Below are 21,857 nucleotides of genomic sequence, written 5' to 3'. Positions count from 1 at the left end.
CGGACCGATCCCCGCCGGACCGGTCCCACGGGAGCGGCCGGAGCGGGAGGGGGCCCGATGCCAGACCAGCACGACCGGCCGGACCGGAGCGAGACCGAGCCGGAGACGGAGCCGCAGCCGCAGGCAGAGCCGGAGCGGCAGTCCGAGCGGCGGCCGGAGCCCGAGGTGGCGGGCGAGGCGGCGGCGGAAGCCGCGCGCCCGACGGTGCCGGCCGCCCGCGCCGGCCGTTCGCACGCCGGGCGGATCGACACCGGGCCCGGCTGGGCCGAACTGATCCGTCCCGCCGCCGCGGCCCCGGTGCGCACCGCCACCCTCTGGGCCGTCCCCGCGACCGGGCTCGCGGCCGCGCTGCTGCTCGGGGACGGCCTCGGTGCGGGCCTGCTGCTCACCGCCCTGCCCGCCGCGGTGGCCGTGGCCGCCGCCGCGCGGGCGGCGGGGCGCCGGATCCGCCCCTGGACGGTGGTGTGGGGCGCCGGGGCCCTGGCCCTGCTCGCGGTACCGCTGCTGCGCGACGCGGCCTGGCCCGCCGTGTTCGCCCTGCTCGCCGCCATCGGACTGGGCTCCCTCGCGCTCTACGGCAGCCGCACCTGGCCCGGGGTCCTGCTCGGCCCGCTCGGCTTCCTCGACGCCGCGCCGACCGGCCTGGCCTGGGCCTGGGAGGGCCTTCGGGCCCGGGCCGGCGGCAACCGGGACCGCTGGTGGCCGCTGCTCAGGGCGGCCGGCGCGGCCCTGGTGCTGCTGGTCCTCTTCGGCGCCCTGTTCGCCTCCGCCGACGCCGCGTTCGCCGATCTGCTGGGCGGTCTCGTCCCGGACGTGTCCGTGGAGGACGGGCCGTTCCGGCTGCTGCTCTTCCTGCTCGGCGCGCTGATCGCGCTCGCCGCCGCCCGGGCCGCCGCGGCCCCGCTGCGCTGGGACCGGATCAGGATCGCCCCCGGCAGCCCGCGCCGCCGGGCCGAGTGGGCGTTCCCGCTGCTGGTGCTCGACCTGCTGTTCGCGGGGTTCATCACCGTCCAGCTGGCGGTGCTCTTCGGCGGCTATGACCGGGTCCTGGAACGCACCGGCCTCAGCTACGCCGAGTACGCCCGGCAGGGCTTCTGGCAGCTGCTGTGGGCCACCCTGCTCACCCTGCTGGTGATCGCCCTCGCGCTGCGCTGGGCCCCGCGCTCGGGGCCGGGGGACCGGCGCCTGGTGCACGGGGTGCTGGGCACGCTGTGCCTGCTGACCCTGGTGGTGGTCGCCTCCGCGCTGCGCCGCATGGACCTCTACGTGGACGCGTACGGGCTGACCCGGCTGCGGCTGTCGGTGGCGGCGATGGAGCTGTGGCTCGGGCTGGTGATCGTACTGATCGTCGCCGCCGGGCTGTTCGGCGGACGCTGGCTGCCGCGCGCGGTGGTGGCGAGCGCCGGGGCCGCGGTGCTGCTGTTCGGACTGGCGTCGCCGGACGGGCTGATCGCCGAGCGCAATGTGAGCCGCTTCCAGCAGTCCGCCGAAGGGGACCGGGCGAACGGCCGGGCGATCGACCTGGCCTATCTCCGGACCCTGTCCGCGGACGCGGTACCTGCCCTGGACCGGCTGCCGGACCCCTACCGGTCCTGCGCGCTGGACGGGATCGCCGAGCGGCTGGCTGAGCGCGGCCGGAGCCCCTGGTACGCGCTCAGCCTGGGCGAGCACCGGGCCCGGCGGATCCTGGACGAGCGCCCGCCGGTGGTCGCGCCGGAGGTATGCGCCCGGCTCGGTGCGTTCCCGGACCGGCTCGGCTACTGACCGGCCTTCGGCGGTGCGGGCCCGGACACCCCTCGTACGTGTCCGGGCCCGCACCGCGCGGTGCGGGGTCAGCCCGCGTGCGGTCCTGCGGCGGAGGCGGTGCCGCCGAGGGCGGCCAGATCGCTGGGGCGCACCCGGATCACCAGCAGGGCGGTGAGCAGGGCCACCAGGGCCATGACGGCGCCGGCGGTGAAGGCGGTGGAGATGCCCTCGGTGAGCACCGCGTGCCCGGCCGGGCCGGGCATCACCCCGGTCCGCTCGAAGACCGCCTGCTGTTCGGGGGTGGCGGTGGCCAGGAACTCCGGCAGCCGCTTCCCGGTCTCCTCGCGGGCGGTCGTGCCGAAGACCGTGACCAGGATGGACAGTCCGAGGGCGCCGCCGACCTGCTGGCTGGCGTTGAGCAGCCCGGACGCGGCCCCCGCCTCGTGCTGGGCGACCCCGGAGACCGCGGTCAGGGTGAGGGTGACGAAGTTGAGTCCCATGCCGAAGCCGAACAGCAGCATCGGGCCGAGGACCCCGGACAGATAGCTGCTGTCGGTGCGCAGGAAGGTCAGCCAGATCAGCCCGCTGCCGGTGAGCGCGGATCCGGTGACCATGAAGGGCTTGGGGCCGAAGCGGGGGAGGAACCGCTGGGACAGCCCGGCCGCGATGATGATCACGGCGGTGATCGGGAGGAAGGCGATGCCCGACCGGATCGGGGAGTAGCCGAGGACGTTCTGGACGAACTGGACGATGAAGAAGAACATGCCGAACATCGCGGCGGCCAGGCTGAGCATGATCAGGTAGGTGCCGGCCCGGTTGCGCTCGGCGAACATCCGCAGCGGGGTGATCGGTTCGGGGGCGCGCAGCTCGACGAAGGCGAACAGGCCGAGAAGCAGGACGGCGGCACCGAACGAGGCCAGGGTCACCCCGTCCCGCCAGCCCTCCTCGGAGGCGCGGATGAACCCGTAGACCAGGGAGGCCATGCCGCCGGTGGAGGTGAGCGCGCCGGCCAGGTCGAAGCGGCCGGGGTGGCGTTCGGACTCGCTGATGTAGAGCGGGGTGAGCACCGCGATCAGCACGCCGATCGGCACGTTGACGAACAGCACCCAGCGCCAGTCCAGCCACTCGGTGAGCATGCCGCCGGCGAGCAGGCCGATGGCGCCGCCGCCCGCGGAGACGGCGGCGAAGACACCGAACGCCCGGTTCCGTTCGGGGCCTTCGGGGAAGGTGGTGGTGATCAGGGCGAGGGCGGTGGGCGAGGCGATGGCCCCGCCGACTCCCTGGAGGGCGCGGGCGGCCAGCAGTTGCCAGGGTTCCTGGGCGAAGCCGCCGAGCAGCGAGGCCAGGGTGAAGATCAGGATTCCGGTGACGAACACCCGGCGCCGGCCCAGGATGTCGCCGGCCCGGCCGCCGAGCAGCAGCAGGCCGCCGAAGGTGAGGGTGTAGGCGCTGACCACCCAGGAGAGGTCGGTGGTGGAGAAGCTCAGGGCGTTCTGGATGTGCGGTAGGGCGATGTTGACGATGGTCGCGTCCAGGACCACCATCAGCTGGCAGGCGGCGATCACGGCGAGCGCCACTCCGGGTCGGCCGGTTCGGCGGGCGGCGCCCGGTATCCGCCCTGTGGCCAGGGATGTCGATGTCACTGCTGAGCCCCCAAGTGGAAATAGTGAACGTGATCGTTCACTCAAGGTCCACCGTAGGATGGCTGGAATAGGGAACTCAAGCGTTCACTAAGCTGAAAATCCGTACGACCGTTGCGTAGATCGTGGCTGCCGGGCGTGCGGCGAGGGAGAGCGGGATGATGGCGGGTCCGGTGCGCCGACGGGGCGCCGAACTGGAGGCGGCGATCGTGGACGCCGCCATCGAGCAGCTCTGTGCCGTCGGCTGGAACGCCCTCACGATGGAGGGCGTGGCCTCCGGGGCGCAGACCGGCAAGGCCGCCGTCTACCGCCGCTGGCCCTCCAAGACCGAGCTGGTGGCCGACGCCCTGAGGGCCTCGCTGCACCCGCTGATCGAGATCGCCGACACCGGATCAATACGGACCGACCTGACGCTCCTCTGCCGGGGGATGCGGGATGTGATGCATTCCCGATCCGGCCGGGCGCTCCGGTCCGTGCTTCACGAATGCGATGCGATCGCCGCGCCCAGCTTCCAGGGCGTCATCCGCACGGCCCTCTTCGAGCCCTCCGGTCGGGTCTTCGCCATCCTGATCGAGCGCGGAATCCAGCGGGGTGATGTGCGTCCGGACGCGACCGGGGAGTTTGTCGCCGATGTCATTCCGGCGATGATGATGTACCGGGCGAAAGTGTGCAAGAGCGAATGGCGAGACTCGGACATCGAGGATTTCATCGCCCAGGTGCTGGTGCCGCTGCTCAGTCCGTGAGCAGGACCCGGCCCGGGGTGTCGCAGGCGGCACCGGGCGGCGTACCCTTGCTGGCGCCATGCCGTACGAACCACCCACCCACACTGTCGAACGCTCCCTCCGCGCAACCACCGGCGCGAGGACCGTCGCCGGAGTCGACGAGGTCGGAAGAGGGGCCTGGGCCGGTCCCGTCACCGTGTGCGCGGCGATCACGGGCCTGCGCCGGCCGCCCGAAGGACTCACCGACTCCAAACTCCTCACCCCCAAGCGGCGCGACGCGCTGGCCGAGGTGCTCGAAGGCTGGGTCACCGCGCACGCGCTGGGACACGCCTCCCCGGAGGAGATCGACGCACTCGGGATGACGGCGGCCCTCCGGCTCGCCGCCGTCCGCGCGCTGGAAGGACTCCCGGTCCGGCCCGACGCGGTGATCCTCGACGGCAAGCACGACTACCTCGGCCCGCCCTGGCGGGTCCGCACCGTGATCAAGGGCGACCAGTCCTGCATCGCGGTCGCGGCCGCATCGGTGCTCGCCAAGGTTCGGCGCGACCGGATGATGGCCGACCTCGGTGAAACCGGCGGCGGAATCGAGGAGTTCGCCTTCGGGGCCAACGCCGGATACCCGTCGCCCGTGCACCGGGCGGCACTTGAGCAACTGGGGCCCACCCCGTACCACCGGCTCTCCTGGTCGTACCTGGACGGGCTGCCCCAGTGGCGGCACCTCAAGAAGGTCCGTCGCAGCGAGGAATCACAGGATCTGGAAAACGGAGGCCAGCTCGGCTTCGATTTCTGATCGCGCCCATGTGCCACCCACCGGTACGTTTCGTACCGGTGTTTGATAGACATCAATTCATGCCTCTCACCCCCGAGGAGCCTCAGATTCACGAGAGTGCCCAGGGTCCCCGCGTCACGCCGGCCGCGAGCCGCACCGCGCAGACCCCCCGCCCCGTACCTGGTCCGCGTCCCGCAGCCGTCCCCCGGCCCGGCCGCCCCGGTCCCGTCCGGCCCGCTCCGCCCGCGCAGCGCGCCGACTCCGGACCCGTTCCCGCACCCACTCCCGCAGCCCCCTCGGTCTCCGCCGCGGTGCCGCAGGTCCAGCTCATCCCGGCCTCCGCCGAGGGCGCCCTGGACGCCGCCGAGGAAGCCGTCGACCTGCTGCTCGACACCGGTCGGGCGCCCGGCGACATCCTGGTGCTCACCACCGGCGACCCGCACCCGTGGGCCGCGCACGAGCTGTCCTTCGGCGATGCCGCCTACTGGGCCCAGCACGACGCCGGCGACGACGTCTTCTACGCGGACGCCGCGCAGGCCCAGCGGGCCGCGAACCGTCCCGTGGTGGTCTTCGCCGCCAACGGCGGGGAGCCGGCCTCGGCCGCGCACAACCTGCCGACCGCGCTGGCCCGGGCCGGCACGCTGCTGATCGTCTGCGGCGACCCCGCGCAGATCAACTCCGTGCTCGGCGCGGGCGTCTGACGCCCCGAACCCGCACACGGGGGAGAGGGCAAGGGGCGGGGCGGGCCATCGGCCGGCCCCGCCGTTGTCGTGTTCGTACGCCCGTCCGCGTACGCCCCCGCACCCCTCCCCGGGCCCGGGGTCAGCGCGCGACCGTCCGCCGCAGGGTCTCGGCCGCTCCGCCACCCGTCCGCAAGGTCATCGGAACCGGATCCGCCACCAGCTCACCCAGCCGCACCGGCCGGGAATCCGCGTCCGGCCGCCGGCCGCCCCGGCCCTCGCCCAGCACCTGCCAGCCGGCCCCGGTCAGCGTGATGTACGCGCCGCAGCGCAGCCCGTGCAGGGTGCACGCGTCCCGCAGCCCCCACATCCAGGCGCCGTCCTCCTCGGTCCAGCCCTCGTCGCCGTCCCGGCAGTAGAGGAGCACCGCCGTCCGGACCGGGGTCCGGCGGCGCAGATCGTGCGGGATCACCCGCCGCAGACGCGCCAGCAGTGCGTTGCGGTACTCCCAGCCGTCCGCCGAGGTGGACCGCTGGGTGAACGACGCACTGGCGACCAGCCGGTCCTCCGGGCCGAGCACGGCCAGCACCGCGTCGCCGGGCGCCGGGGCGTGCCGCGAATGGAGTCCGCCGACCACCTCGCGCGGATTGCGGAGCAGCGGGATCCCGGCGGCCGTCCACTCGGCCGGTTCCAGCAGCCGGCCATGTCTGCTGAGACCCTTGGTGGCCGCGATGGACGTACTTCTGGACGGGGCGAGTCCGAAGGCCACGGTCCTCCCTTCGGGTACGCGCCCGCTCTCGGGGCAGGTCTGGGTGAAGGCGCGCCGCAGCGCGGCCCTGGAGAGTGCCGACGAGCCGAGCGGGAGCCCTTCGATTCTCGCGTGGCCCATCAGCGCGCGGCAACGAGCAATTGGCCCGGCCGACCGTAATTGGCTGGTATGCCGTTCATATCCTTGCCCAGCCAGGCCGAAGATGACGCATTCCGTGACGACCGGACCGCCGGTACCAGCACAAACGACTCCCCTCGCGGCCCGGTCGCGCGGCGGCCGGGCCGCCCGGTACCGCCCCGCACCCCCCGGGCGCCCTCCGGCGCGCGGGGCGCCGCCCCGTCCGGATTGGCCGATTGTCCGTGGCATCGGGTTGCATGGGGGCATGGACAACCTGGAGCTCCGCGCAGAAGCCGATGCCATCCTCGCCGAGCTCGTCGGAGCCCCCGGAGGCTCGGCCCGGCTGCGGGAGGACCAGTGGCAGGCGGTGGCTGCCCTGGTCGAGGAACGCCGCCGGGCCCTGGTGGTGCAGCGCACCGGCTGGGGCAAGTCCGCCGTCTACTTCGTCGCCACCGCCCTGCTGCGCCGCCGCGGCTCCGGCCCCACCGTGATCATCTCGCCCCTGCTGGCCCTGATGCGCAACCAGGTGGAATCGGCGGCCCGGGCCGGGATCCAGGCCCGCACCATCAACTCCGCCAACCCCGAGGAGTGGGAGACCATCTACCAGGAGGTCGAGCGCGGCGAGACCGATGTCCTCCTGGTCAGCCCGGAACGCCTCAACTCCGTGGACTTCCGCGAGCAGGTGCTGCCCAAGCTCGCCGCCACCACCGGCCTGCTGGTCGTCGACGAGGCCCACTGCATCTCCGACTGGGGACACGACTTCCGCCCCGACTACCGCCGACTGCGGTCCATGCTCGCCGAGCTCGCCCCCGGGGTGCCGGTCCTGGCCACCACCGCGACCGCCAACGCCCGGGTCACCGCGGACGTCGCCGAGCAGCTCGGCACCGGAGCCGGCGAGGCCCTGGTGCTGCGCGGCCCGCTGGAGCGCGAAAGCCTCCGCCTGGGCGTGGTCCGGCTGCCGGACGCCGCCCACCGGCTGGCCTGGCTCGCCGAGCACCTGCACGAGCTGCCCGGCTCCGGGATCGTCTACGCCCTCACCGTCGCCGCCGCCGAGGAGGCCACCGCCTTCCTGCGGCAGCGCGGCTTCGAGGTCGCCTCCTACACCGGCCGCACCGAGAACGCCGACCGCCTCCAGGCCGAGATCGACCTCCAGCAGAACCGTGTCAAGGCACTGGTCGCCACCTCCGCCCTGGGCATGGGATTCGACAAGCCCGATCTGGGCTTCGTGGTCCATCTGGGTTCCCCCTCCTCTCCGATCGCCTACTACCAGCAGGTCGGCCGCGCCGGCCGCGGGGTCGAACACGCCGATGTGCTGCTCCTGCCGGGCAAGGAGGACGAAGCCATCTGGCGCTACTTCGCCGACACCGCCTTCCCGCCCGAGGCCCAGGTCCGCCAGACCCTCACCGCCCTCGCCGAGGCCGGCCGTCCGCTGTCCGTCCCCGCCCTGGAGGCCGCCGTCGACCTCCGCCGCACCCGCTTGGAGACCATGCTCAAGGTCCTCGACGTGGACGGGGCGGTCACCCGGGTCAAGGGCGGCTGGGCCTCCACCGGCCGGCCGTGGACCTACGACTCCGAGCGCTACGCCTGGGTGGCGCGGCAACGGGCCGCCGAACAGCAGGCCATGCGCGACTACGTGAGCACCACCGACTGCCGGATGGAGTTCCTGCGCCGGCAGCTGGACGACGAGGGCGCCGCCCCCTGCGGCCGCTGCGACAACTGCGTCGGAGCCTGGGCCGACGCCTCCGTCTCCGCCGATACCCTGACCGGAGCGGCCAGGGAACTCGACCGCCCCGGAGTGGAGATCGAACCCCGCCGCATGTGGCCGACCGGCATGCCCGCCCTGGGCGTCGACCTCAAGGGCCGCATCCCGGCCAAGGACCAGTGCTCCACCGGGCGCGCCCTGGGCCGACTCTCCGACATCGGCTGGGGCAACCGGCTGCGCCCGCTGCTCGCCGACAACGCCCCCGACCGGCCCGTCCCGGACGAGGTCCTGCACGCCGCCGTCGCCGTCCTCGCCGACTGGTCCCGCTCCCCGGGCGGCTGGGCACCGAGCCTCCCCGAACCCGCCGACCGGCCGGTGGGAGTGGTCGCCGTACCCTCCCTCTCCCGCCCCCAGCTGGTCGGCTCCCTCGCCGAGGGAATCGCCACGATCGGCCGGCTGCCCTTCCTGGGCACCCTCACGTACACCGGGCCGGGCGGCGCGCACGCTGCCCGCCGCAGCAACTCCGCCCAGCGCCTGAGGGCGCTCTCCGGAGCCTTCGCCGTCTCCGAGGAGCTGGCCGCCGCGCTGGCCGCCTCCCCCGGCCCCGTCCTGCTCGTCGACGACTCCACCGATTCGGGCTGGACCCTCGCCGTCGCCGCCCGGCTGCTCCGTCAGGCCGGCAGTCCGCAGGTGCTCCCCCTGGTCCTCGCCGCGGCGGGCTGAGCGACCCGCCAACGGCGCCGGCCAGGACGGCCGACCCGCTCACTGTGGCACCCGGGCGGCCTGTCCGCACGGGCCTGTGGACAGAGACAGCCGCAGAGACAACCGCGGTGGCCCGGGAGTTATCCACAGGGGTTTCGGTCGGGGGCCGGGAGGCGGGACCGTCGGGGCATGACGAAGAACCAGGAACCCATCAAGTCCCCGCACCCCTCCGCCGGTCCGCAGATCACCCTGCGCAGCCCGGCCGAACTGGCCGACGCCCTGCCGTACATGGTCGGCTTCCATCCCACCGACTCGCTCGTGATGGTCGCCGTGCACGGCGAGGGCGGCCGGTTCGGCGGCCGCCTCCGGGTCGGCCTCCCGACCGCGCCGACGGAGTGGGAGGACACCGCCCGGCAGGTCGCGGACTGCCTCGTGCACGGCAGCGAGCGGCGCGGCGGCCGACCGGACGGCATCGTGCTCTACCTCTGCCAGGACCCGGCGGACGGCGAGACCCCCCAGCAGGTCATGACCCGGCTCCAGCCCTTCGCCCAACGGATCCGGATCGCCTGCGGAGCCCTGGAAGTGCCCGTGCTGGAGGCCCTCTGCATCTCCGGTGGGCGGTATTTGTCCTACTGCTGCCCCGACCCCCGCTGCTGCCCGGCCGAGGGCAACCCGCTGTCCGCACCCGGCACTTCGGTGATGGCGGCCGCGGCCACCTACGCCGGACTGCACGTCCGCGGCACCCTCAAGGACATCGAGCGGCGGCTGGAGCCCCTGCGCGGCCGGATCGCGGAGGAACAGCAGCGGGCCCTGGACGGGGCCGCCACCGGACTGGTCCCGAAGATCCTCGACGGCACCACCCGGGAGGAGGTCGGCGCCGAGACCCTCGCCCTGGCCCGCACCCTCATGAGGCGGCTGGAGCTCGCCCCACCCGTCGACAGCGGCCCCGCGGCCGACGACCGGGACGACGCCCTGCTCGCCCACGAGGAGGCCGCCGCACTGATCCTCGGCCTCCAGGACCGCGAGATCCGCGACATCGCCGCGGAATGGATGGAGGACGACGAGGCGGCCCCGGCCCTCCGCCTCTGGCGGGCCCTGGCCCGCCGCTGCGTCGGGGCCTACGCCGAACACGCCGCCGCCCCGCTCACCCTGGCCGGCTGGGTCTGCTGGTCCACCGGAGACGAACCGACCGCCCGGATCGCGCTCGCCCTGGCCCTGCGCGCCGACGCCGACTACCACTTCGCCCAGCTGCTCCACCGCGCCTGCAACGAGGGCATCGACCCGGAGGGGCTGCGGCACTGCCTCCGCGAGGAACGCCGCCGCCGCGAACCGCGCCGCCGCCGACGGGCCTCCCTGCGCCCGGCGGGGCGCAAGCCCAAGACCGTCCGCCGCGACGCCCGCCGCACCGCCGGACGCGACCGGTGAGCCGCGCCCGCCGGACCGGCCCGGCGGCGGCCGTGACCCGGGCGGGGGTGGGGGCGTTCAGCCTTGGAGCGGTGGCCCCCAGGGGCGGCCGCCGGCGCGGACCCGTCCCGAGCACAGCCCCGGCAGACAAGGCAGCCCGACTCATGGCGCACCCCGTACCCCCCGCCCGCCGGCCCGAACTGCCGCCCGTGCACGGCGCCGTCATCTGTGTGGCCGCTCCCTGCCTGGCGATCTCACCGGAACACGGCCAGCTCACCGGCCGCGGACTCGACGGCATCTACCGGTCCGGGCGCCGGCTCCTCTCCCGCTGCCTGCTGAGGGTCGCGGGCCGGGACCCGGTCGCCGTCCAGGGCCGCAGCCTCGGCGCCGACCGGGCCGGATTCACCGCCACCGTGCGCACCGGTGCCGAGACCGGCCCCGATCCCGACATCGGCGTCGAGCGGGTCCGGCACGCCGACGGCACCGAGCGGATCACCCTCCGGAACTACACGGCCCGCCCGCACCGGCTGCCCGTGGAGATCACCCTCGGTACCGACCTGGCCGACCTGGCCGCCGTCGCCGCGGGCCGGTCCGGCCCGGAACTCCCCGCCGGGGTGCACACCTCAGGACTGCGCTGGAGCACCGCCGGCAGCCAGTCGGTCACCACCGCCGAGCCGCCCCCGGACGATGCCGTCGCCTCCGCCGGACTGCTGCGCTGGCAGTTCGACCTGGCGCCGGGGGAGGCCCGCACCATCGAACTGCGCACCGCTCAGAACCGCACGGACCGGGCTCCCGTCGGACAGGTGGCCAACCCGCTCGCCCCGGCCCGGGCCGAGGGGGACGACTCCCGGGTCGAGGCCTGGTTCCGGACCAGCCTGGAGGACCTCCGGGCCCTGCTGCTGAGAGACCCGGGAAGCCCCTCGGACGCCTTCCTGGCGGCCGGAGTGCCCTGGCGCCTGGGAATGGCCCCGGCCGAGTCCCTCTGGGCCGCGAGGATGGCCCTTCCGCTCGGCAGCGGTCTGGCCGCCGCCACCCTGCGGATCCTGGCCCGCACCCAGACCGGCGGCCGGGGACCGGGGGCCGGTCTGATCCCCGGCCCGCTGCGCGGCTCCGGTCCCCAGCTGCCGCCCGGCTGCACCGGTACCGAGGCCACCCTCGCCTTCCCCACCGTGCTCGCCGAGGCCCGCCGCTGGGGACTGCCCGAGGACACCCTGGCGGAGCTCCTGCCCACCGCCGAACGCTGCCTGGACTGGCTCCGGTCCCAGCTCGGGGAGGACGGGCTGCTCGCCGACCCCGACCCGGGTCCCCGCCGTTGCGAGACCCAGGCGCACGCCCACCGTGCCGCCCTGCTCGGGGCCGATCTGCTGGACGGGTGCGGCCGGCCCGGAGCCCAGGAATGGCGGGACCGGGCCGCCGCCCTCAGAGCCCGGTTCCGCGAGGAGTTCTGGATCGACGGCGACGGCCCCTCCGGCGGCCGTCCGGCCGCCGCCCTGCACCCCGACGGCCGTCCGCTGCCCCGGCTCACCGGGGCCGCCGCCCACCTTCTCGACACCGGACTCCTCGGCGCCGGCCGGCTCGCCCCCGGACTGCTCGACCCGATCCGCACCGAGCAGCTCGCCCGGCTCCTCGGCGCCCCCGCCATGGACTCCGGCTGGGGGCTGCGCAGCATGGCGCTCCGAGAACCGGGCCACAACCCCTTCGGCCACCACTCCGGGGCGGTCCGCCCCCAGGAGAGCGCCGTCGCCATCGCCGGACTGGCCGCCGCCGGATTCGAGAAGGAGGCCACCGGGCTGCTCCGCGGCCTGCTGGACGCCGCCGGACACTTCGGATACCGGCTGCCCGAGATGTACGCCGCGGAGCAGCGCACCGCCGGCAGCGCCCCGCTGCCGCACCCGGCCGCCTGCCGGCCCGCCGCGGTGGCCGCGGCCGCCGGGGTGCACGTCCTGACCGCACTGGCGGGGATCCGCCCGGACGCGCCCGCCGGGACCGTGGCGCTCGCCCCGCTCGCGGGCGCCCCGTTGGGAGCTTTCAGGCTGTCCGGGCTCCGGGTGGCGGGGGAGCCCTTCGCGGTCCGGGTCAGCCGGCTCGGCCTGGGGATGGTGGAGGAGGCCGCGGATGCGCTGCAACTGGCCACATAGGGTGCGCCGGCTGTGCTCCAGGGCCGCCCTCATCGCCAAAGAGCTGTTTATCGTCAGGCAGACGACTATGATCGCCGCATGTCGCCCTACGACCCGTCGGCCTTTCCGCCCTTCGCCGTCACCGTCGACCTGGTCGTGCTCACCGTGCGTCGCCACGCGCTCTGCGCGCTGGTGGTCCGGCGGGGCGAGCAGCCGTTCCAGGGCCGCTGGGCCCTGCCCGGCGGCTTCGTCCGGGGAGACGAGGACCTGGCGGGCGCCGCGGCCAGAGAGCTCTCGGAGGAGACCGGGCTGTGCGCCCACGACCCGGCCGAGCCGGGTGCGGGCAACGGCGCCCATCTCGAACAGCTCGCCACCTACGGAGACCCCCGGCGCGACCCGCGGATGCGGGTGGTCAGCGTCGCGCACCTGGTGCTCGCCCCGGACCTGCCGGCCCCGCGGGCCGGCGGGGACGCCAACAGTGCCCGCTGGGCGCCGGTGGACGAGGTCCTCGCCCCCGAGGGGGAGGCCCCCGCGGCCCTGGCCTTCGACCACGCCGGGATCCTTGCGGACGGGGTCGAGCGGGCCCGCTCGAAGATCGAGTACTCCTCGCTCGCCACCGCTTTCTGCCCGCCGGAGTTCACCGTCGGCGAGCTCCGCAGGGTGTACGAGGCGGTGTGGGGCGTGACCCTGGACCCGCGCAACTTCCACCGCAAGGTGACCGGCACCCCGGGGTTCCTGGTGCCGGCCGGAGGCACGACCACCCGTCAGGGCGGCCGTCCGGCGCAGCTGTTCCGGGCGGGCGGTGCGACCCTGCTCAATCCGCCGATGCTCCGCCCGGAAGTCTGAGGGCCTGACGCACCCGGGGGCCTGCTGAATCGGGCGGTCCGACACCACCGCGGTTGCGTCGAATATCGGACATATCGCGTTATCTTGTTGGCGGTACTCACCCTGCCGCCGAGCGGTTTCACCTTCCGCGAGAGAAGCGATGCTCCAGGCCATCGGACTCACCAGCGCACCCCGTCGCGACCAGCGGCCCGCCGTGGACGACCTCACCTTCGAGGTCCTTCCCGGGCGGGTGACCGCCCTGCTCGGCGAAGCCGGGTCGGGCAAGACCACCGCCCTCCGGCTGATGCTCGAACTCGAACCGGGGCGCGGCGCCACCTACTTCCGCGGTCGTCCGCTGCACCGGGTCCCGCACCCGGGGCGGGAAGTGGGCGTCCTCCTCGGTGACGTTCCGGGGCACCCCGCCCGGACCGTCCGCAACCAACTGCGCATGCTGTGCGCCGCGGCCGGAGTGCCCGCCTCCAGGGCCGACAGCATGCTGGAGGTCGTCGGCATCGCGGGGCTCCGGGACCAGCGACTGGGCTCCCTCTCGCTGGGCATGGACCGGCGGGTCGGCATCGCCGCAGCCCTGCTCGCCGACCCCTGCACCCTGCTGCTCGACGAGCCGGCCGCCGGACTCTCCCCGCGCGAACAGAACTGGCTGCACGGCCTGCTGCGCGGCCATGCCGACCTCGGCGGCGCCGTGCTGTTCACCACCGACGACCCCAAGGAGGCCGCCCGCGCGGCCGACCGGGTCGTCACCATCGAAGGCGGCCGACTGATCGCCGACCAGGACGCCGCCGAGTTCGCCCGGACCCGGCTGCGCCCCAGGGTCGCCGTGCGCACCCCGCACGCGGCCAGGCTGGCCGACGTCCTGGGCCGCGAGGCACGGGCCGGCCGCCGCACGGTGGAGGTCGTCGAGGAGAGCGGCAGCCGGCTGTCCGTCTACGGCAGCAGCTGTGCCGAGATCGGGGAGGCGGCCTTCCGGCACGGTGTGCTGGTCCACCAGCTCGCCGACGAGACCGGGGACAGCGGCCCGCCGGCCGCGCCCCCGGAACCGTCCGGCGCGGACGCGGGCGCGGGCACCAGTGAGTCCCGGCCGCCGTCGGCCGTGCGACGGGTGGGCGGACCGCTGCGGCCGCTCCGCTACGAACTGCGCCGGGTGTCCGGCACCGCCACCCCGCTGTTCACCGCGGCTGCCGTGATGGCCGCATCGGTGGTCGGCGCGCTGCTCCTGGCCCGGTCCGGAGACGTCTCGCAGAACCGGCTGCTGGCCGCCTGGCCCGAGCTGCTGCCGCTGCCGCCCGCCGCGCTCGGTGCCGGACTGCTCGGTGCGCTCGCGTTCGGGGAGGAGTACCGCTATCCCGCGCTCGCCGCCGACCGCGGGACCGTGCCCCGCCGACTGGGGCTGCTCTGCGCCAAGCTCGGAGTGTGCGCCGTCCTCGCGCTGCTGCTCGGGGTGCTCGCCGTCGTCGCCGATGTCGCCGCCCTCAAGCTCGTGTTCGACACCGGACCGCTCCGGTCCCCGGCCGAGTGGATTGCCCCGGCGGCGAGTTGGGCCGGTCTGCTGGTCGGCTGCTCCTGGGCCGGAGTGCTGGCCGCGGGGGTGTTCCGGTCCGCCTCCGCCGGACTCGCCGCCGTACTGGCCGTACCGGTCATGGTGGTTCCGCTGGTGACCAGGGCGCTGGAAGGGCCCTCCGCCTACCCGGTCGCCGGAATCGCCTCCCGGCTGCGCGGACTGACCCTGGCCCAGTGGCCGCCGGAGGCGGACCGACTGATCTCCGGAGCCCTGCGGGTGATGGCCCAACCCGTGGGAACCGCACTGGTGTTGTCCCTGATCATCCTGCTGTGCGCCTACGGATTCACCGGTCTGCGCGGCCGCGTTCGCTGGTGATCGGTTCCTTACGATAAGTCGTCAATTGCGTAGGAGGCACTGATCACCCTTTCGTGTGCTTTTCACCAAAGACCTCAAGGGTCTTCCGGGCACAGCCGACAAAGGATTCGTGAGTACCCTTGCGCACACCATGATGACCGCCGCCCGCCACGCCGAATCAGGCCTCGCCGGCCCGGGCGAACTCGATCGCTACCCGTACGCGGAGAGCACCGGCACCGACCGCGTCGGCGCGTCCCACTGGGACGGCGCCGACGTGGAGTTGAGCCGGGTCGGCCGCCGTGCCGCCGGCAGCCGTGGCCGCGGCCTGCACGGCCAACTCGTCCAGCAGCTCGGACAGATGATCGTCTCCGGCGACCTCGGCGCGGACCGTCCGCTGGTCCCGGAGGAGATCGGGCAGCGCTTCGAGGTCTCCCGCACGGTCGTCCGCGAGTCCCTCAGGGTCCTGGAGGCCAAGGGCCTCGTCAGTGCCCGCCCCAACGTCGGCACCCGGGTCCGCCCGGTCGCGGACTGGAACCTGCTCGACCCCGACATCATCGAATGGCGTGCCTTCGGCCCCCAGCGGGAGGACCAGCGCCGCGAGCTCAACGAGCTCCGCTGGACCATCGAGCCGCTGGCCGCCCGTCTCGCCGCCGGCCACGGCCGCCCGGACATCCAGCAGCGGATGGCCGACATGGTCGAGATCATGGGCCACGCCCTCGGCCAGGGCGACGCGATCACCTTCGCGCGCGCCGACAACGAGTTCCACGCCCTGCTGATCCAGGTCGCCGGGAACCGCATGCTGGAACACCTCTCCGGCATCGTCTCCGCCGCCCTCCAGGTCTCCGGCAGCCCCGTCACCGCCTGCGACCGCCCCAGCGAGACCTGCGTGGCCCACCACGCCCGGATCGTCGAGGCCCTGGCCGCCGGGGACGCGCTCGGCGCGGAGAACGCGATGCGTCAGCTGCTGACGGTGCATCCGGAGGTCGAGCGGGTGGTTCCCGCGCCCCGCGAGCACTGACCTGCGGGGTGCGCGCAGGGGTACCGGAACGCGGAGCCGGACCGCGTGTCGCCGGGTCGACGGACCCGGTGACACGCCCGTCGGGACGCCGCCGGAGCGACCTGATGTGATTCGGGCCACGAAGATTGGGCGTAACGCTCAGCGAGGTTCCGCGATGACCTAAGAGGTGATGGCCGACGGAGGGAACACAGCAGCCGTACCGGGTGCTGTACCGCTCCCCGGCCCCTGCCCGCGCCGCCGGCCCATCCCTGTCGGTGGTCGTCGGCTCCGGTCCAGCACCTGGCCGGGGTCGGAAGCCGTTCCCATCGTTCCGAGAGGTTGTTCGTGTCGGCCAGCACATCCCGTACGCTCCCGCCGGAGATCGCCGAGTCCGAGTCTGTGATGGCGCTCATCGAGCGGGGCAAGGCCGAGGGGCAGATCGCCGGCGATGACGTGCGTCGGGCCTTCGAGGCTGACCAGATCCCGCAGACCCAGTGGAAGAACGTTCTGCGCGGCCTCAACCAGATCCTTGAGGAAGAGGGTGTGACGCTGATGGTCAGTGCCGCGGAGTCACCCAAGCGCAGCACCCGGAAGAGCGTCGCGGCGAAGGCCCCGGCCAAGCGGACCGCCACGAAGCCGGTCGAGACCCGGACGACGGCGGCGGCCGGCACCGTCGCCCCCGCGGAACCGGCGGCTGACCCGGAGTCCGTCCTCGCCCCCGGCGCGGACGAGCCGGAGGCCTCGGGGAGCGAGGCCGAGACCGCCCCCGTCAAGAAGGCGGTGGCCAAGAAGGCCGCTGCGAAGAAGGCCGCGCCCGCCAGGAAGACCGCCGCCAAGAAGACCGCGGCGAAGAAGACGGCGGCCGCCAAGGACGGCGAGGACGAGGGCTCCGAAGAGGGCCCCGGCGCCGCCAAGGCCGGCGAGGGCGAGGACGAGGAGACCGGCGAGGCCAAGGGCTTCGTCCTGTCCGACGACGACGAGGACGACGCCCCCGCCCAGCAGGTCGCGGTGGCCGGCGCCACCGCCGACCCGGTCAAGGACTACCTCAAGCAGATCGGCAAGGTGCCCCTCCTCAACGCCGAGCAGGAGGTCGAGCTCGCCAAGCGCATCGAGGCGGGCCTGTTCGCCGAGGACAAGCTGGCCAACTCCGACAAGCTGGCCCCCAAGCTCAAGCGCGAGCTGGAGATCATCGCCGAGGACGGCCGCCGTGCCAAGAACCACCTGCTGGAGGCCAACCTGCGCCTGGTGGTCTCGCTGGCCAAGCGCTACACCGGCCGCGGCATGCTCTTCCTGGACCTGATCCAGGAGGGCAACCTGGGCCTGATCCGCGCGGTCGAGAAGTTCGACTACACCAAGGGCTACAAGTTCTCCACCTACGCCACCTGGTGGATCCGGCAGGCCATCACCCGCGCCATGGCCGACCAGGCCCGCACCATCCGCATCCCGGTGCACATGGTCGAAGTGATCAACAAGCTGGCCCGCGTGCAGCGCCAGATGCTCCAGGACCTGGGCCGCGAGCCCACTCCGGAGGAGCTGGCCAAGGAACTCGACATGACCCCCGAGAAGGTCATCGAGGTCCAGAAGTACGGCCGCGAGCCGATCTCCCTCCACACCCCGCTGGGCGAGGACGGCGACAGCGAGTTCGGTGACCTGATCGAGGACTCCGAGGCGGTCGTCCCGGCCGACGCGGTCTCCTTCACGCTCCTCCAGGAGCAGCTGCACTCGGTGCTCGACACCCTCAGCGAGCGCGAGGCGGGCGTGGTCTCCATGCGCTTCGGCCTCACCGACGGCCAGCCCAAGACCCTGGACGAGATCGGCAAGGTCTACGGGGTCACCCGTGAGCGGATCCGCCAGATCGAGTCCAAGACCATGTCCAAGCTGCGCCACCCGTCCCGCTCCCAGGTGCTGCGCGACTACCTGGACTGACCGGAGAGGGCCCGGTGCCGGTGGCCGCGCGAATGCGCACGGCCACCGCGCCACCCACTCTGGGTGGAGTCGTACCCACCCAGAGTCAGGAGGCCCTATGCGTCGTCCCCTCGCCCGTGTCCTGGCGGGCGCAATGACCCTGGCGGCAGCAGCGGCCGCCATACCACTGGCCCAGGCGCGGCAGGCCCCTGCGGACGGAGTCGTGATCGGGGGAAAGCCGGTCCGGGTCGCCGACAGTCCGTGGGTGGTGGCCCTCTCCAGCCGTGACCGGTTCGGGGGTACGCGGGCGGGCCAGTTCTGCGGTGGTGTGATCGTCGGCCCGGCGAAGGTGCTGACCGCCGCGCACTGCCTCGGCCGCCAGGTGCTGGGCGGTCCGGTGGAGTCCGTCCGGGACCTCCGGGTGATCATGGGGCGCACCGAGCTGAGCGAGAGCGAGGGCCGCGAGGTCCCCGTCTCCGGGGCCCGGGTGAACCCCGCCTACGACCCGGTCACCAACGCCGGGGACCTCGCCGTGCTGGAGCTCGGCGAACCGGTGCCCGCGGAGTACGTGCTCCCGCTCGCCGGCCCCGGGGATCCCGGCTACGCGGCCGGCACCGAGGCGGCCGTATACGGCTGGGGGGACACCAGCGGATTCGGTGACTACGCGTACGCCCTTCGGGCGGCCGGAGTGACCGTGCTGGCGGACGAGGTCTGCGGGGCGGCCTACCCGGGGGACGCGGACGGGCGGTACCTGCCGGAGTCCATGGTGTGCGCGGGGGACCGGGAAGGGGGCAAGGACGCCTGTCAGGGGGACAGCGGCGGCCCTCTGGTGGCCCAGGGCAGGCTGATCGGCCTGGTGTCCTGGGGGCGCGGCTGTGGGCGCGCTGACAGCCCCGGCGTCTACACGAGGATCGCCCCGCTGACAGGGTTCGTGGCGGGCTGACGGAGGGCGGCCCGCACGGGCCGCCGGTGCTCACGGAACGAGGACGGGCGGTCCCCCTGGGTTACAGGGGGACCGCCCGTCGACCGGCCTGGCCGGTCCTGGCTCGTCGGGATGTGAGTGTCAGCGATCCTCGGTGTCGGAGCTGGCCGGAACGGCCGTGAGCCGCTCAGTCTCATCCTGTATTTCCGCGGCGATCTTCTTGAGTTCCGGCTCGAACTTGCGTCCGTGGTGGGCGCAGAAGAGCAGTTCACCACCGCTCAGCAGCACGACGCGCAGATAAGCCTGGGCGCCGCAACGGTCGCATCGGTCAGCGGCCGTCAGCGGGGTCGCGGGTGTCAGAACAGTAGTCACGTCGCCTCTTCTCTAGCTCGACGAGCTGTCGTACCAGGGTCAACATCCAACCAGGCCGAAAACGTTCCCGCTCGCGGCTTTTCCTCGAAACTTCCTTCCGAAGCTGGCCGGCTGCTGCCGGTTGGCGGCGAAGGAGCCGTATTGCGTTGCTTTACGGTTTCGCGTTGCTTGTCAGTGCGTGTTGCCGGTTTGATCCTCACCGGCGGGGGTGCCGGTTGTTGATGAGGACGTGCCCGAACCCTAAATGGTTCATGCGCGGAAGGGAACGTGATGTTTGCTTCACCCCATCGAGGTATCGAACACCCGTACGGATCTGCATTAGGCTGGAAGAACCGCGAGGGTGGCGTTGCATCGGCTCTACCAGGCCTCGGTACCCTCTGACCGGCAACCGATCCACCCCTGCGCCCGACCGGGCCAGAAAAGAAATTCAGCGAGGAGCGAACTGCGTGACCGCCGACACGTCCGTGCCTTCCAGCGCGCTGCTGCCCGGAGCAGACCGGGACGGCTCCAACTACACCGCGCGGCACCTGCTCGTCCTCGAGGGTCTTGAGGCCGTCCGCAAGCGCCCCGGGATGTATATCGGTTCCACCGACAGCCGTGGCCTGATGCACTGCCTCTGGGAGATCATCGACAATTCCGTCGACGAGGCCCTGGGGGGCTTCTGCGACCACATCGAGGTGATCCTGCACGAGGACGGCTCCGTCGAGGTGCGGGACAACGGCCGGGGCATCCCGGTCGACGTGGAGCCCAAGACCGGCCTGTCCGGCGTCGAGGTCGTCATGACCAAGCTGCACGCCGGCGGCAAGTTCGGCGGCGGCTCCTACGCCGCCTCCGGCGGTCTGCACGGCGTCGGCGCCTCCGTGGTCAACGCCCTCTCCGCCCGGCTCGACATCGAGGTGGACCGCAACAGCGCCACCCACTCGATCAGCTTCCGCCGCGGCGTCCCCGGCATCTTCACCGAGCAGGGCCCGGACAGCCCCTTCGACCCGGCAAACGGGCTGCACAAGGGCAAGCGGGTCCCCAAGGGCCGCACCGGCACCCGCACCCGCTACTGGGCCGACCGGCAGATCTTCCTCAAGGAGGCCCGTCTCAGCCTGGAGACGCTCTACCAGCGGGCCCGGCAGACGGCCTTCCTGGTGCCCGGTCTGACCCTGGTGGTCCGCGACGAGCGCGGGATCGACGGGGCGGGCAAGACCGAGGAGACCTTCCGTTTCGACGGGGGCATCAGCGAGTTCTGCGAGTACCTGGCGCAGGACAAGGCGGTCTGCGACGTGCTGCGGCTCACCGGCCAGGGAACCTTCAAGGAGACCGTGCCGGTCCTGGACGAGCGCGGGCACATGACCCCCACCGAGGTCACCCGCGAGCTCGGCGTGGACATCGCGCTGCGCTGGGGCACCGGCTACGACAGCCAGCTGAAGTCCTTCGTGAACATCATCGCCACCCCCAAGGGCGGCACCCACGTGTCCGGCTTCGAACGGTCGGTCGCCAAGACCGTGAACGAGGTGCTGCGCTCCGCGAAGCTGCTGCGGGTCGCGGAGGACGACGTGGTCAAGGACGACGCCATGGAGGGCCTGACGGCGGTGGTGACCGTCCGGCTGGCCGAGCCCCAGTTCGAGGGCCAGACCAAGGAGGTGCTGGGCACCTCGGCCGCCGCCCGGATCGTGTCCGCCGTGGTCGCCAAGGAGCTCAAGGCCTTCCTGACCTCCACCCGGCGGGACGACAAGCAGCAGGCCCGCGCGGTGATGGAGAAGATCGTCGCGGCCGCCCGGACCCGGATCGCGGCCCGCCAGCACAAGGAGGCCCAGCGCCGCAAGACTGCCCTGGAATCCTCCTCGCTGCCGGCCAAGCTGGCCGACTGCCGCAGCGACGACGTGGACCGCAGCGAGCTCTTCATCGTCGAGGGCGACTCCGCCCTCGGCACCGCCAAGCTCGCCCGGAACTCCGAGTTCCAGGCCCTGCTGCCGATCCGCGGCAAGATCCTCAACGTCCAGAAGTCCTCCGTCTCGGACATGCTCAAGAACGCCGAGTGCGGAGCGATCATCCAGGTCATAGGGGCCGGCTCGGGCCGGACCTTCGACATCGACGCCGCCCGCTACGGCAAGATCGTCCTCCTGGTCGACGCCGACGTCGACGGCGCGCACATCCGCTGTCTGCTGCTGACCCTCTTCCAGCGCTACATGCGGCCGATGGTGGAGGCGGGCCGGGTGTTCGCCGCGGTGCCGCCGCTGCACCGGATCGAGCTGGTCCAGCCGAAGAAGGGCCAGGACAAGTACGTCTACACGTACTCGGACAACGAGCTGCGGCAGACCCTGCTGGAGTACCAGCGCAAGAACATCCGCTACAAGGACTCGATCCAGCGGTACAAGGGCCTGGGCGAGATGGACGCCGACCAGCTGGCGGAGACCACGATGGACCCCCGCTTCCGCACCCTGCGCCGGATCAACATCGGCGACCTGGACTCGGCGGAGCAGGTGTTCGACCTGCTCATGGGCAACGAGGTGGCCCCCCGCAAGGAGTTCATCACCGGCTCGGCGGCCACCCTGGACCGCTCCCGGATCGACGCCTGACCGACGTCCGACCGACGTCCGATCCGGCCGG

General features: G+C 73.2%; 16 protein-coding genes. 13 read left to right on the top strand and 3 right to left on the bottom strand.

The window, feature by feature from the left end:
- Positions 1 to 57: 57 nt before the first annotated feature.
- Entirely contained in the window at positions 58 to 1,764 is a 1,707-nt protein-coding gene (locus tag ACZ50K_RS21280; protein ID WP_468905214.1) for a DUF4153 domain-containing protein, read from the top strand.
- Between the two features lie 68 nt (positions 1,765 to 1,832).
- Here the strand turns inward: ACZ50K_RS21280 and ACZ50K_RS21275 are convergent, their stop codons facing one another.
- Complete coding sequence (locus tag ACZ50K_RS21275) at positions 1,833 to 3,389, bottom strand: MFS transporter (RefSeq protein ID WP_468905212.1); 1,557 nt, start codon at positions 3,387 to 3,389, stop codon at positions 1,833 to 1,835.
- Positions 3,390 to 3,544: 155 nt separating this feature from the next.
- Between ACZ50K_RS21275 and ACZ50K_RS21270 the strand changes: the two genes are divergently transcribed.
- Genes ACZ50K_RS21270 through ACZ50K_RS21260 form a run of 3 tightly spaced genes read left to right on the top strand, consistent with a single transcriptional unit; the run spans position 3,545 to position 5,578 of the window.
- The gene (locus ACZ50K_RS21270) at positions 3,545 to 4,129 is read left to right on the top strand and encodes a TetR/AcrR family transcriptional regulator (protein ID WP_468905210.1); all 585 of its coding nucleotides are present in this window, start codon (positions 3,545 to 3,547) and stop codon (positions 4,127 to 4,129) included.
- Between the two features lie 58 nt (positions 4,130 to 4,187).
- Entirely contained in the window at positions 4,188 to 4,898 is a 711-nt protein-coding gene (locus tag ACZ50K_RS21265; protein WP_468905208.1) for a ribonuclease HII, read from the top strand.
- 59 nt (positions 4,899 to 4,957) lie between these two features.
- Positions 4,958 to 5,578, top strand: coding sequence for a hypothetical protein (locus tag ACZ50K_RS21260; RefSeq protein WP_468905206.1), 621 nt, complete (start codon positions 4,958 to 4,960; stop codon positions 5,576 to 5,578).
- Positions 5,579 to 5,699: 121 nt separating this feature from the next.
- Here the strand turns inward: ACZ50K_RS21260 and ACZ50K_RS21255 are convergent, their stop codons facing one another.
- Positions 5,700 to 6,326, bottom strand: a complete 627-nt coding sequence (locus tag ACZ50K_RS21255; RefSeq protein ID WP_468905382.1) for a hypothetical protein — start codon at positions 6,324 to 6,326, stop codon at positions 5,700 to 5,702.
- A gap of 382 nt (positions 6,327 to 6,708) precedes the next feature.
- Here ACZ50K_RS21255 and ACZ50K_RS21250 point away from each other — a divergent pair, with 382 nt between their 5' ends.
- The 8 genes from ACZ50K_RS21250 to ACZ50K_RS21215 all read left to right on the top strand — a co-directional run bounded on the left by ACZ50K_RS21250 (position 6,709) and on the right by ACZ50K_RS21215 (position 18,908).
- On the top strand, positions 6,709 to 8,868 hold the full coding sequence (locus tag ACZ50K_RS21250) for a RecQ family ATP-dependent DNA helicase (RefSeq protein ID WP_468905204.1): 2,160 nt from the start codon (positions 6,709 to 6,711) through the stop codon (positions 8,866 to 8,868).
- A gap of 168 nt (positions 8,869 to 9,036) precedes the next feature.
- Positions 9,037 to 10,272, top strand: a complete 1,236-nt coding sequence (locus tag ACZ50K_RS21245; RefSeq protein WP_468905202.1) for a DUF4192 domain-containing protein — start codon at positions 9,037 to 9,039, stop codon at positions 10,270 to 10,272.
- Between the two features lie 143 nt (positions 10,273 to 10,415).
- Entirely contained in the window at positions 10,416 to 12,389 is a 1,974-nt protein-coding gene (locus ACZ50K_RS21240; RefSeq protein WP_468905199.1) for a glycogen debranching N-terminal domain-containing protein, read from the top strand.
- 78 nt (positions 12,390 to 12,467) lie between these two features.
- Positions 12,468 to 13,214, top strand: coding sequence for an NUDIX hydrolase (locus ACZ50K_RS21235; protein WP_468905196.1), 747 nt, complete (start codon positions 12,468 to 12,470; stop codon positions 13,212 to 13,214).
- A gap of 139 nt (positions 13,215 to 13,353) precedes the next feature.
- Entirely contained in the window at positions 13,354 to 15,084 is a 1,731-nt protein-coding gene (locus ACZ50K_RS21230) for an ABC transporter ATP-binding protein (protein ID WP_468905193.1), read from the top strand.
- Positions 15,085 to 15,139: 55 nt separating this feature from the next.
- Positions 15,140 to 16,081: a FadR/GntR family transcriptional regulator gene (locus tag ACZ50K_RS21225; protein ID WP_468905190.1), complete on the top strand. Its 942-nt coding sequence runs from the start codon at positions 15,140 to 15,142 to the stop codon at positions 16,079 to 16,081.
- A gap of 324 nt (positions 16,082 to 16,405) precedes the next feature.
- On the top strand, positions 16,406 to 17,986 hold the full coding sequence (locus ACZ50K_RS21220; protein WP_468905187.1) for an RNA polymerase sigma factor: 1,581 nt from the start codon (positions 16,406 to 16,408) through the stop codon (positions 17,984 to 17,986).
- A 97-nt stretch (positions 17,987 to 18,083) separates the two neighbouring features.
- Positions 18,084 to 18,908, top strand: a complete 825-nt coding sequence (locus ACZ50K_RS21215; protein ID WP_468905184.1) for a serine protease — start codon at positions 18,084 to 18,086, stop codon at positions 18,906 to 18,908.
- 120 nt (positions 18,909 to 19,028) lie between these two features.
- Here the strand turns inward: ACZ50K_RS21215 and ACZ50K_RS21210 are convergent, their stop codons facing one another.
- On the bottom strand, positions 19,029 to 19,259 hold the full coding sequence (locus ACZ50K_RS21210) for a DUF7455 domain-containing protein (protein WP_468905182.1): 231 nt from the start codon (positions 19,257 to 19,259) through the stop codon (positions 19,029 to 19,031).
- Between the two features lie 446 nt (positions 19,260 to 19,705).
- Between ACZ50K_RS21210 and ACZ50K_RS21205 the strand changes: the two genes are divergently transcribed.
- Positions 19,706 to 21,826 (top strand): DNA gyrase/topoisomerase IV subunit B, encoded by a 2,121-nt coding sequence (locus ACZ50K_RS21205; protein WP_468905180.1) that lies wholly within the window; start codon positions 19,706 to 19,708, stop codon positions 21,824 to 21,826.
- The last annotated feature ends 31 nt before the right edge of the window (positions 21,827 to 21,857 follow it).

The organism is Streptomyces sp. NPDC033845 (genome assembly GCF_055576225.1).
This window is presented reverse-complemented; position numbering and strand designations above follow the sequence as displayed.